General features: G+C 63.9%; 11 protein-coding genes. 5 read left to right on the top strand and 6 right to left on the bottom strand.

Features of this window, described 5'->3' with window-relative positions; translation table 11 throughout:
• Window positions 1-192: 192 nt before the first annotated feature.
• The 5 genes from CLV47_RS00590 (at window position 193) to CLV47_RS00570 (ending at window position 5,083) form a co-directional block, all read left to right on the top strand.
• Window positions 193-765, top strand: a complete 573-nt coding sequence (locus CLV47_RS00590) for a TetR/AcrR family transcriptional regulator (RefSeq protein ID WP_202862299.1) — start codon at window positions 193-195, stop codon at window positions 763-765.
• Between the two features lie 179 nt (window positions 766-944).
• Window positions 945-1,640 (top strand): response regulator transcription factor, encoded by a 696-nt coding sequence (locus CLV47_RS00585; RefSeq protein ID WP_106347058.1) that lies wholly within the window; start codon window positions 945-947, stop codon window positions 1,638-1,640.
• Window positions 1,637-3,043 (top strand): HAMP domain-containing sensor histidine kinase, encoded by a 1,407-nt coding sequence (locus CLV47_RS22570; protein ID WP_106347057.1) that lies wholly within the window; start codon window positions 1,637-1,639, stop codon window positions 3,041-3,043. The genes CLV47_RS00585 and CLV47_RS22570 overlap by 4 nt, the downstream gene beginning before the upstream one ends.
• A 2-nt stretch (window positions 3,044-3,045) precedes the next feature.
• Window positions 3,046-4,149 carry a lysylphosphatidylglycerol synthase transmembrane domain-containing protein gene (locus CLV47_RS00575; protein ID WP_106347056.1) on the top strand — a complete coding sequence of 368 codons (1,104 nt, stop codon included), beginning with the start codon at window positions 3,046-3,048 and terminating at the stop codon, window positions 4,147-4,149.
• Window positions 4,150-4,264: 115 nt separating this feature from the next.
• Window positions 4,265-5,083 carry an SGNH/GDSL hydrolase family protein gene (locus tag CLV47_RS00570; protein ID WP_146135238.1) on the top strand — a complete coding sequence of 273 codons (819 nt, stop codon included), beginning with the start codon at window positions 4,265-4,267 and terminating at the stop codon, window positions 5,081-5,083.
• A gap of 46 nt (window positions 5,084-5,129) precedes the next feature.
• Here CLV47_RS00570 and CLV47_RS00565 read toward each other — a convergent pair whose 3' ends face one another.
• The 6 genes from CLV47_RS00565 to CLV47_RS00540 are packed head-to-tail and all read right to left on the bottom strand — an operon-like array spanning window position 5,130 to window position 11,969.
• Window positions 5,130-6,593 (bottom strand): sensor histidine kinase, encoded by a 1,464-nt coding sequence (locus CLV47_RS00565; RefSeq protein WP_106347054.1) that lies wholly within the window; start codon window positions 6,591-6,593, stop codon window positions 5,130-5,132.
• Window positions 6,590-7,270 (bottom strand): response regulator transcription factor, encoded by a 681-nt coding sequence (locus CLV47_RS00560; protein WP_106347053.1) that lies wholly within the window; start codon window positions 7,268-7,270, stop codon window positions 6,590-6,592. The genes CLV47_RS00565 and CLV47_RS00560 overlap by 4 nt, the downstream gene beginning before the upstream one ends.
• A gap of 34 nt (window positions 7,271-7,304) precedes the next feature.
• The gene (locus tag CLV47_RS00555) at window positions 7,305-10,001 is read right to left on the bottom strand and encodes an ABC transporter permease (protein WP_106347052.1); all 2,697 of its coding nucleotides are present in this window, start codon (window positions 9,999-10,001) and stop codon (window positions 7,305-7,307) included.
• Window positions 9,998-10,687, bottom strand: a complete 690-nt coding sequence (locus CLV47_RS00550; protein WP_106347051.1) for an ABC transporter ATP-binding protein — start codon at window positions 10,685-10,687, stop codon at window positions 9,998-10,000. The genes CLV47_RS00555 and CLV47_RS00550 overlap by 4 nt, the downstream gene beginning before the upstream one ends.
• Window positions 10,684-11,346 (bottom strand): ABC transporter ATP-binding protein, encoded by a 663-nt coding sequence (locus tag CLV47_RS00545; protein WP_106347050.1) that lies wholly within the window; start codon window positions 11,344-11,346, stop codon window positions 10,684-10,686. Before CLV47_RS00545 ends, CLV47_RS00550 begins: the two co-directional genes overlap by 4 nt.
• Window positions 11,343-11,969 (bottom strand): hypothetical protein, encoded by a 627-nt coding sequence (locus tag CLV47_RS00540; RefSeq protein ID WP_146135237.1) that lies wholly within the window; start codon window positions 11,967-11,969, stop codon window positions 11,343-11,345. The genes CLV47_RS00545 and CLV47_RS00540 overlap by 4 nt, the downstream gene beginning before the upstream one ends.
• Window positions 11,970-12,208: the final 239 nt, after the last annotated feature.

The raw sequence follows: 12,208 nt of genomic DNA, 5'->3' as shown, positions 1-12,208 counted from the left end.
AATCTAATCTTGGACTTGCGTCGAACTGATTTAAAGTTAGAACTCCGATTTGCCCTTGGTCAATACTCTGGCGCAAACCGATAGCGCATTCTCAGCAAGGAGTCCAGTCATGAATCAAACATCGCCACAATCATCCAGCGCCCCATCGTGACTGATCGGCGTACCCGTCACCGACAACAACGCTCGAACCGCGTGTACGAGGCCGCGGTAGAATTATTCATCGCGCGTGGTTACGACAACATCACCATGGACGAGATCGCCGAGAGGGCGGATGTCGCCCGGGCCACCGTTTTCAACCACTTCCAGCGCAAGGTGGAATTTCTTCACGAATGGAGCGCACGACGGCGGCAGCGCGCCCAGGATGCCATTAGGCGCGAGAATCTCCAATCTCACTCAACACGCGACATACTTGCCAGATATATGCACGAACTGGCGATTCTGAATGAGGAGACTCGTCGAGAGACCGTGGCGTTGATGACTGCGACCATCCACGCGACCAACATCCTCGACAGTCCGTATCTGGTGCAAGAGATCGCCGGTTACGTCCGCCGGGGCCAAAACGCCGGAGAGACACGGAAGGGGATCGACGCGGAGCAAGTCGGCGTACTGCTGGCCACAGGCTACTTCGCCACCTTGAATCATTGGATCAAGGTCGACCCGCACGAGTTCCCTCTCGGTCCGGCTCTGGAAGAAATGCTCAAGGTCGTGCTCCACGGCATTGAAGAGCCAAGACCGCAGACAGCCAGGCACCATGACGATGCCTGAACGCCGCAACGATCTTCGTCCTGCGGGCGAACTGGCGGACCGTAGCGAGGCGATCTGCCGGCGGCGGTTCCCACCGTCGACGTCGTACACGTTAAGTAACGGGTAAGAGTCCGTCGCGAGTTCGGTAGTGAACGCGACTGTGTCGGCGCGCGACCCGATTCATCGGTCACAATGTGACAATGGCGCTCCGTTTATTGCTAGCCGATGATGACCGGGCAATCCGGCAATCCTTGGAACGGGCCATGGAACTTGAGGGGTATCACGTCACCTCGGTGGCCGACGGCGTCGAGGCGATCAGCGCGCTACGCCGGCAGTCGCATGATCTGGTGATTTTGGACGTGATGATGCCCGGGGTGGACGGTCTCGGGGTATGCCGAGTGGCCCGGGCCGACGGGCTGCGACTGCCGATCCTGATGCTGACCGCCCAGGTTGAACTCGGCGCTCGAGTAGCCGGTCTGGACGCCGGAGCCGACGACTATCTGGCCAAGCCGTTCGAGCTGGAGGAGCTTTTCGCTCGACTACGCGCGCTGTTGCGGCGCGCGCCAGTCGAATCCTCGGCGGCCTCCGAGCAGTTGGTGATCGGCGACCTAAGGATCGACCCGGCCAGCCGGAGAGCCTGGTGGGATCGCTCCGAGCTCGAGCTGTCGAAGACCGAGTTCGATCTGCTCGAGTTGTTGGGCCGCAACGTCGGGATTGTGTTGACGCATGCCACGATTTACGACCGAATCTGGGGATACGACTTCGGCCCGGACTCCAAGAACTTGGCGGTGTACATCAGTTACCTCCGCCGCAAGCTGGACCTGGCAGGGGCACCGCAACTCATCCGGACAGTGCGCGGTGTCGGCTATCGCCTCGGCGAGACGGGCGACCGATGAGTCTGCGCCAGAAGTTTGTCTCCGCGTTCGCGATCATCGCGGCCGTCGTGGCGATCATCGTCGGCTGGTCGGCGTACCGGACAACCCAACATGCCATGTACAACGAGATCAACGTTTCGCTCTCCGCGGCGGTCAACACGGTAGCCACCGGTGGCACGCTGGACAACACCGCGACCAGCGAAACTGGCCGGGGGCCCGGAGAACACCACGACGACGCGGTGGTCGAGACGGCACAGTCGATCGCAACTGACGGGTCCATCACTCACCTGGCCGGGGTAACCGTCAGCCTGCCGGTCAGCAAAAAGGCGCTGGCGATCGCGCAGGGATCGCCCGCGGGGCTGAGAGTCGAAGACCGGGTAACCGTTGGAGACGTGGACTATTTGGTCTTGACCCAGTCGCTCGGCGGCGACAAGGGCGCCGTGCAAGTCGGGCGAGACCTCAACGAATCGGCACGCGTGCTCGACCACCTCGCCATCGTCACCCTGCTCGTAGGACTCGGGGTCCTGTTCCTAGCCGCGGCGGCGGGGTGGCTGCTGGCGCGGCGTATCACTCGGCGGCTGACGCTGCTCGCCGCCAAGGCCGAGACAGTGAGCTGGGATGGCGCCGAGGGCACCGATTTCGCCATGCAGGGCCGCGACGAGGTGGGTCGATTAGGTTCATCGCTGCAGTCGATGGTCAATCAGCTGTCGGCCTCAAAACTGGCGCAGCAGCGATTGGTGCAGAATGCCGGCCACGAGTTGCGCACACCGCTGACCAGCCTCCGCACCAACGTGAGCGTGCTGCGACGATTCAGCGAACTGTCGCCGCAGTCCCAGCAACGATTGCTCGACGATGTCGACGGCGAGAGCAAGGAACTGACCAACTTAGTCAACGAACTCATCGAACTTGCGATGGACCGTCGTGAAAGCGAAGCCGCCGAACCGGTCGACCTCGCTGCGCTCACCCGGCCGCTGGCAGCGAGGTTTGAACACCGCAGCCAACGCGAAGTCATAGTGCACGGGCCCGACACGGTGCTGCTGAACGGTCGTCCCCAAGCGCTAACCCGAGCTATCTCGAATCTGTTGGACAACGCGATGAAATTCGACACCGGGCAGACCCCGATCGAGGTGACCATCGCCGACACCGGTGTCGAGGTCTGCGACCGAGGGCCGGGGCTCGGCGACGGCGACTCGGCCAGGATTTTCGATCGCTTCTATCGAACTGACGGCGCGCGGAGTATGCCCGGATCGGGCCTTGGGCTGGCGATCGTCGCCGAGGTCGCCGCCGCGCACGGAGGTGTGCCCACGGCCGCGTCCCGATCCGGTGGCGGCGCCCGGATTGGGTTCACTTTTGGTCCCGAGACGCTCTTACCCAATTCCAACCGTCCGCCAACGAAAGATGAGGACGACCCGCCCATTATTTGACCATGACAGATCTGCTGGCTATCAGCACTTACCCGGCCGAGGCGCCGAGTGCAGATCCGCTGGCGCCCAGGGCACAACAGGGCCGCAGAAGCGATCGGTTCGCCACCGCTCGGCGGGTCGCGTTCGGCGTCTTCGTACTAGCCATGGTGGTCGATTTCATGGCGAGCGCCGCGCCGACGGTGGTGTCCACGATCCGGAGTACCACCACGGCGTCTCCGTGGTGGCTGCTGACCGGGCTCGCCTGCACCGTTGCTTCAATGGTTGCCTTCTCCGCGCTACGCGGCTGGACGTTGGCGGTCGGCGGCTGCCGAATCTCACTCCGGCAGACGGTACCGATTAGCTACGCCGCCGGCGCTGTTCACACCACCCTGCCGGCGGGTGCGGTCTTCTCGACCACCTACGCATTTCGGCGGCTCCGCGCCGCGGGCGCCTCAATGTCGGGGATCACCTGGTCGTTGACGATCACCGGCCTGCTGTCGACTCTCACGTTGGGTGCCATCGGGCTGCTTGGGGTGGCCCTCAGCGGCGGGATAAGCAGCTCGGCGCCGACCGCGATCACCCAGCTGTTGGTGACGGCATTGGTGATCGCCGGACTGGTGCGGGTGGCTCGCAAGCCGGAGGCGTTGGCCCGGCTGGCGCATTCGGTGTTGACGCGGTTTAACACCCTCAGGCAACGTCCTGTCCAAACCGGACATGTACGGCTGGCCGAGATTCTGACCGACCTCAACGCCGTACGGTCATCGGGACGGGACTGGCTGGTTGCGCTGACCCTGGCGCTCACCAACTGGTTCCTCGACCTTGCCTGCTTGGCCGCGTGCCTCGCCGCGGTCGGGATCCACGTGAGCTTCGCGGTCCTGTTGCTGACCTATACCGCCGGCATGGCCGCCGGGAGTCTGCTGCCCCTCCCCGGCGGCCTCGGTGCGGTAGAGACAACGATGACGCTCGCCTTGACCGTGGCCGGCGCGGTGGCCGCGCCGGCCTTGGCGGGGGTGTTGCTGTACCGGGTGCTGTCCACGGGGAGCGTGGTCGTCCTCGGGTGGATCGTCATTGCGACGCAGCGGTCCCGTACGTCGCGTACGGCCGGCCGTCATGCGCCGGTTTATTGATCTTGTTCTGTGACGTCCGCGGAGGTACGTCGTGCGACTGTGAGACGGTCGCGGCGACGGTGGAGCGGCAGCCCGGACTCGGCCAAGTGCGGCGCGATGGGACTACGGTGTCCTGGTGACCAGAGCGGCGATACGGCGGCGCGCGGGCCGCCGACTCATGCGCCCGCTCCTAATGCTGCTCACGTTCGCTCTGCTCGGAGCGGTAACGGTAACCAGCCCCACAGCAGCAGTACCCGGTCAGACAGCGGGCAGCACTACCGTTCAGCACTATCCGGTAGTACTCGGTCTCGGTGACTCTGTCACTGCCGGGACGGCCTGCAACTGTGAGGACTTCATCACCCGCTTTGCCGATGCGATCTCCACTTCCAGCGGCCACCGCTCGGTGGGGATCAATCTCGGCGTCCCCGGTTCGACGAGCGCGGATCTTGAATCCGACCTGGACAACTCCGACAAGGTACGTAACGACGTCCGCGAAGCCGGCACGGTCATCATCACCATCGGCGCCAATGATCTGAACACGGACCTGCAAGACGAGCAAGCCGGTGCCTGCGATGAGTCCTGCTATGGCCCCGATATCGCCGAGGTAAGAACACGCGTCGGCCATATCCTGCAGCAAATCCGGGCACTGCGGGGCGGGCAGCCGACCAAAGTATTCGTCACCAACTACTGGAACGTGTTTGCTGATGGCGATGTCGCGATAGCGGATAGTGGGCAGCAACAGCTCGCCTGGAGCGACGCGGTGACCCGGCAGGCCAATACCGCTCTGTGCAGCGCCGCCGACCTCGCTGGCGCGGTGTGCGTGGACCTATATTCCGCCTTCAAAGGGACCGGTGAAAAGGATCCGACGCGGCTGCTCGCCTCTGATGGCGATCACCCGAACGCCGCCGGCAGCAAGATGATTACCGCCGCGTTGCTGGCCGCCGCTGGCAACTAGCTGCTCATCAGAAATCGACGCGCCGGGACCGTTCATCACCGGTCAGTTATCGGAGCGGCGACTTTATCGGGATCCGGATCACTACCCGGGCGCCACCCGCGGGCAGGTTCATTGCCGTAACCGATCCGCCATGCCATGCCGCAATCTGCTGGACGATCGCCAAACCCAAACCACTTCCACCGCCCGGCGCGCGAGTGCGTGCATCGTCCGCCTTGCGAAACCGCTCAAACGCGTACGGCAAAAACTCTGCGGGAAACCCCGGTCCCGTGTCCGACACGGCGACCTCGATATCAGAGCCCTCATTAACCAGGTCGACGTCAATCCGGATGGTGCCGTAGTCCGGCGTGTTGTTGAGCGCGTTGCTTAGCAGGTTGTCGATCGCGCGCCGCAGCGCATTGCCATCGGCGGTAACGATCAGGTCCACCGCACATCGCTGTTCCAGGTTGATCTTCGCAATAGCGAACCGCGACTCATAGGCGCGAACCGCCGCACCGACAATGTCAAAGGGTTTGACGGGGTCGGCCACCCCCGCCGTGTCACCCCGATCGGCCTGGGCCAGGAACAACAGGCCGTCAGCGAGCTCGATCAGCCGATCTACTTCCCCTCTCGCGTGGTTCACCGAATCGGCGAGCGCTTCGCGGCTGCGTCCCGGCTTGTCGGCAAGTTCAAGCTCCGTGCGCAGGACCGTGAGCGGTGTGCGCAGTTCGTGACCGGCGTCAGCAACCAGCGCCCGCTGATGAACAAGGCTCTGGTACAGCCGATCCAGCAGTCGGTTGAACGTGCGAGCCAGCTCCTTAAGTTCTTCCGCGGACGGTTCGCTAACCCGCCCCGACGCGTCATTCGCGCCGAGATCGGCGGCCTCTGCCCGCATCCGGCCGACGCCGCGTAACGACAGTCCGCTGAGAACCCACGCCCCAAAACCGGCCAATACCAGCAGGATCGGTACGCCGAACATCAACACCCGAGTAACTGCGTCTACCGCCTGGTCCGTCGAACGGTAGCTCGCGCCCGCGACGACCAGCCACGTCCCGTCTGCCCGGCTCACCGGCACGGCGTAGAAACGGAACCGCGCGCCCATGACGGTCGTATCGCCATGCACCGGACTTTTGAGCGCGGCGGCCCGTTGCGCCTTTGGGATCAGATCGGTCGTCAGACCCACCGGCTCGGCTGAGGCAACCGCGCCAGTTGTGTCATAAACGACGGTGAAAGCGTCAGTCCCTTTCGTCGCCGACCCAGACGATTGCGTATCCGGGAAGTCAGGTGTTGCCGCCTCGCGCAGCGCCGCGACCGACGAAGCTGCCCGCACAGCAAGACTGCGATCGAGCGTGGTCAGTAGAGCACTGCGGAACTGGTGCAGAAAGATGAGCACCATCAATAAGAGCACGATCGCCGCGACGACGGTGTACGCCGACGACAGTCGACCTCGAAGGCTGCGTGGCCAGACGATGCGCGATCCCGCACGTCGCTCACCGGCCAGTGGTGCGGCCGCCTGGTGCTCGGCGGTGGTCACTGCTGAGTGTCCACCGCAAGGCGATACCCGACACCGCGGACCGTCTGGATGTCCTCGCGCCCATATGGCCGGTCGATCTTCTTACGTAGTAGTCCTATGTGCTGATCCACCACATTGCTCGTCGCGTCGTACGCGACATCCCATACATGATGAAGAATCCGAGTCCGCGTGAGCGCCTCGCCCGGATACCGCATCAGGAGTTCGAGGACGGCGAACTCCGTAGCCGTCAACTCAAGCAGATCCTGTCCGCGGTACGCCGTGTGAGCCGCCGGATCGAGAGTGAGTGTCCCGATCTCCATCACTACGGGCCGGTCGACCTCACCCCGCCGGATCAATGCTCGCATTCGGGCCGCAAGCTCAGCGAACGAGAACGGCTTAGCGAGATAGTCGTCCGCGCCTGCATCGAGACCGGCGATCCGATCGGCGACTTGGTCCCGAGCGGTCAGCATGATGATTGGCACCCAGCGGCCCGCTGACCGCAAGCGACGGCACACCTCGATGCCATTCATGGCAGGCAACATCACGTCAAGAATGACCCCGTCGTAGTCGGTCTCGCTCGCCCGCCACAGTCCTTCGTCGCCGGCGTCCGCGAGATCGACGGCGTACCCCTCGCCTTGGAAACCGCGGCGCAGCAGTACGGCGAGGCGCGGCTCATCCTCGACGATCAGCAATCGCATCGCGCGTCGAACCCGTCAAGTCGCATCGGCACCGTCACATCTCTCTGAGCGCGTCGACTGGTCTGCGCGCGGCCCGTTTGGCTAGCATGCCACTCGCCACAACCACGCCTACGACCAACAGCCCGGCGATGGCAGACAGATACAGCCAGGGCGCGGTCAGCCCCTCGGGAGGCGGATCGAAAACGCCATTGAGCATTTTGACCAGTGTCTGCGTCAGGGCCGCGCCGACGGCTCCTCCGATGACAAGCGCGCTGACTGTGACAATCACCGTGTCGACGTGGATGAAGGCCCTGACCTGTTTTGAAGTGGCACCCAACACGCTGAGGATCGAGAAGTCACGTCGACGTTCGGTCAGTCCTAGCCCTAGGACCAGACCACCACACGCGACCGCTAGCAGCAGCCCGAAGCCGAGCTCGACTCTCGTCAACCCGTTGAGGTCGACCGCCGTCAGGCTTGATCCGACCGCCGTACGAGTGGTCGTGATATCGGTGACCGCCGGGCCGGAGGAGCCAAGCGCGGCACGCACCTTCCCCGCAACCGTGTGCGGATTCCCGGAGGTGTTGATCAGGTAGGTCGCCACCGCGGCGTCGTTCGTCTGTTGAGCGACATAGGACGAATTAGTGACGAAGAAGCTGTCTTTTGGCGCCGTAGGAAATTCCTTGGCCACCCCGATGTAGTGGAATTTTACCGGCACTGTCTGCTGACTGTGCGCGTCCTGTAGGCGCAACGTGATCTGGTCGCCGAGGTGGAGCTGGTAGTCCTTGACAGTCTCCTGGCTGACCAAGATGCTGTCCGGATGCCGCGCCAGTTTAGCCATCAACTGACTCGCCGTTCCGCCAGTGAAATACGCGTCCTGGAGTTTAGTAGCGCTCGCAATCGACCCGGGCTGTACGCCGTACAGGTCCTGCAAGTCGCTGCCGATAAACGCATAGCGATGCATCAGCGGCTCAACTGTGGCGACCCCCGATACCTTCGCCAGCTTCTGTCCTGTGTCGGCGGGCAACGTCGTACCGGGGGGCACGGTCACTGCGACATCAGACCCATTGGTTAACCTGGCGTCGACCTCGGCCTGAGCGTGGTACGTCGCGTTGAAGGCCGCCGTACTGGTCGCGAACGCGAGCGCGAGGCCGGCAAGTACACCAGCCCGCGCGAGGGTGCCACGACGGCGCACGGCACTCGTCGTCGCGAAGCCAGCAAGTGTTCCGGACATCGGACGGACCATAGTCGTGATCGCGCGCCGACCGCGTCGCAGTAGTAAGTCGATGATCCGCCAGGCAAGCAGACCCAGCCCGACCCACAGCATTGCCGGCCCGACAAAGGCCCAGTAGTCGACCGAGATCGAGGGCACGCCCTCCGGCGCGAGCACGAGGTTATATCCGGCGCGGCTAGTAATCAGGTACACCACGATCCCACCGACAGTGAGCACGATGTCGAGACCGAGCCGTAGTGGAAGCGCAACCTTGGTCGAGCGGGCTACCTCCGACACTTGCTGACCGGCCGAAAGAACGTTAGAGCGTCGCAGATCTCGGTAGGCAGGGACCAAGATGACGATTAGCGCGATAACAATGCCAGCGATCGCAGTCCACCACGATCCGACAGTCGAACCAAACGTGGCGGCGCCGAAGACGAACTTGCCGATCACCAGTGCCGCGAGACACCCGATCAGGCTGCCGACGACTCCGATAAGCGTGCCTTCAACGGCTGCGAGACGCATGATGTGCCCTGTCTGCGCTCCGCGCAACCGCAGCAGAGACCGGGCACGGCGACGGCGCGGCTCGCCGGATGCCGTCACGACGAAGGTAAGCGCGATAGCGAGCGCCGCGCCGGGTAGCGCGAGGAAGACGAACAGCACTTGCGCGTAGAGAGCGTCCGAACGCGCGGAGTCGAGGCTCGCCGCCAGATTGTTGCCCACCTGCCCCGCTCCGGCAAGTTTTGACTCGAGATGGTGGGCCTGGCTAAGCACGATTGCGTAGGCAGCCGCCGGGTCATGGGAAAGATTGCGATCGCGAGCGACATGGATTTGGGTCGTCACATTCTCCGCTGCCGACGCATGCGCCCCTTGGTAGCTGGCTGCCCACTGATCGTGCGACAGGATGACGACGTTGTCCGGCGGCGCGGAGGCCTGCGCCGACGGTGGCGCGCCGACCTTCTGAAACATGCTGTCCAGATGCGGTAGGTCCACGATACCGCCGACCGTCACGTCCAGCGGGGCGCTTCCTGGCCGGGCGACTCGCACTGTGTCACCCACGCGCGCGGCGAGATTGCTCGCCGTCTGTTGCGCGAGCAAGCCCACGGGTGCGCCATTGCTCGGCAGATTAAGGCTTCCGCTCAGGAGCCGTACCTGACCGGGAAACAACGTCGCGTAACCATGCGGTACGCCGAGGACACGGGCGACACTCGTCGACTGGGCGGTCGCCGAGGCAGCGCCGGGCGCGATCGTCGTGGCGCTGAGTCCCGGGCTGGTGGCATAGCCGACCTCGGCGGCCCTCACCGTTCCCGGCTCCGCGCGCACCTTCGTCAGTACGTCGGTGGCGTTCGCGCCAGGCGCAACCTCGACCTGCCAATCGACGCCGATCCCGGTGGTGGCCTGCTTCGTCATGGTGGCCTTAGCCGAGGACATAAAGCTGCCTAGGCTCGCCAAAAGCGCGACCGCCACGGCGATACCGACCGCCGTACCGAGCAGCCTTCCGCGTTCGCGGCGGACGAGTCCGATGCACCAACTGCCGATCATCTACCTATACCTCGGTTCTGCAGGGATCCGTCGTGAATTTCCCATCGCGTAGTGCATCGTGCCGCGACACTTTGATCGTGGGTTGCTATGACGACTGCCATGCCGGACCGCGCCGCGTGTTCGAAAACGACGTCGAGCAGTTGCGCGGCAGTGCGGTGATCCACCTGCCCTGTCGGCTCGTCCGCGAGAAGCACCGAAGGTTTTGTCGCGAGGGCGCGCGCGAGGGCGACTCGCTGGGCTTGGCCTCCGGAAAGTTCTTCGGGAAGTTGGGTGCTCAGTTGGCCCAGGCCGAGCGACTCAAGCATCGCCGTGGCCTGGACGCGCGCATCTGATGCGCTCACGCCCGCAAGCACTAGTGGTAACTCGATGTTCTCGGTCACGTCTAGTGCGCTGATCAGGCTCGGCGCTTGGAACGCCACGACGACCTTGCCTGGCCGTTCGGTCGGGTGCGCGCGGAGCGCGGGCCACGTGATTACTCCGGTGTCCGGCGCGATAAGGCCCGCCATCACGTGGATCAAGCTGCTTTTACCCGATCCACTCGGACCCACCAGCGCGATCTGCGCGCCTGGCATGACCGCGCAAGAGATGTCTTTGAGCACCGTTCGCGCGGCGGTCTGGCCGTCGTAGGTGAGAGTCAAATTTTGACACTGCACAAGCGGATCGGTGCGTACTTCAGTCACGGTCATGGTTCGATCCGTCCATCGCGGAGCACTACGACGCGTCCGGCCGCAGCAGCGACCGCATCCGAATGCGTGACGACGAGGACGGCGGTCCCCGCGCCGGTTAAGTCGGTCAGCAAGTCGATCACGGTCCGTTCGCTCGTCTCGTCCAACTCGCCGGTCGGCTCATCGGCAAGAAGCAACTCCGGCCCGTTTGCGAGGGCGACCGCGAGGCCGGCACGGGCAACTTCGCCGCCGGACAGGGTTCCTGGCATGGCCGACGCGAGCTCTGCGATTCCGAGTTGGGCGAGGATCTCGCCCGCAGGCGGCTGCTTCGCCCGGCCCCGGATCGTCTGCGCGAGCACGATGTTGTCACGGACGGTCAAGTGATCGATGAGGTTATGGCCCTGTAGGAGTACGCCGATGTGCCGCGATCTGAGCACAGCACGGACCGGTTCGCCGGTCCGCGTTATCCGCTGCCCGACCACGCGGACCATACCTCCGTCGGGATCGTCCAATCCCGCGAGACAGGCGAGCAACGTGCTCTTGCCTGACCCGGACGGGCCGACCACGGCAACCATCTCCCCGGCGTCAACATTTAGCGAGACCCCTTGCAGGGCAAGCGTTTCTTCACCACCGGCGTGATAGAAGCGGTACAGGTTTGTAGCATCGAGGACAGCGCTCATTTGATTTTCAAGCTGTCGCTCATCTTCTTGTACGGATCGACGTTGTCGGCGCCCACCGGGCCGGACAAATCCATCCGCGTAACGGACCCCTTGGCACCGACCACGTAGGTCACGACGTCATTGCGGTAGACCTTTCCGGTAACTGGGTCAGGTGCACTATCGGTCTGCCACAGAACCTTGATCGCGGGACCGGCCGGAAGCGTCGCCGCGGTCACCTTGTTGACCTTCACATTCGAGGACGGCGTACCGAGCTTCGGAACTACGGTGCTCTTTACCGAGTCCACGGTGGGGGCGGATCCTGACGTCGTGCTGACGCTGACACTGTTGAGCTTGTCGGTGAACATCACACCATTCGGCAATTTCGTCGATGACCAGCCTTCGGGATGGACGAACTGCACCGCCCCGTCCGCGGACTTGTAGTCGACGTACGCGATTGTGTCGGGAATATCGCCCGGGGGATTGCTCTCTGTGGCGTGGGCGCCGGTGCTGGTGTGGGCCGCCGACGGCGATTCCGCCCCCGCGGTCTTCGTGCTGCCGCTGCACGCGCCCAGGACGCCAACGGACACGGCGACTACACCGCTTAGGACTAATAGGCGCGACTTCCGGCCTGATGGTCTGTTCACCGACTCACCCTTCGATCATGCAGCGCAGCGTTGCGCTCGCACGATGAGGATCGCTGACCGATCATGTGGATTCGATGTGATCGGGCCGCTGTCCTCAGCACGGTCTCAGCCGTCCTACGACCCGATCCGCCGACGCGCCCGCTGCTCACACCGGTGCTACTAGCAGACCTCAGGGCACCGCTTTCTACCTACCGCCGCAGTTCGACGCGAAACCGATGCGGTCGCACTCACTCGGCAAT

It is taken from the genome of Antricoccus suffuscus (genome assembly GCF_003003235.1).
Classification (GTDB): Bacteria; Actinomycetota; Actinomycetes; order Mycobacteriales; family Antricoccaceae; genus Antricoccus; species Antricoccus suffuscus.
Note: the sequence above shows the minus strand (reverse complement) of the source record. Positions and strands in the feature narration are given on the sequence as shown.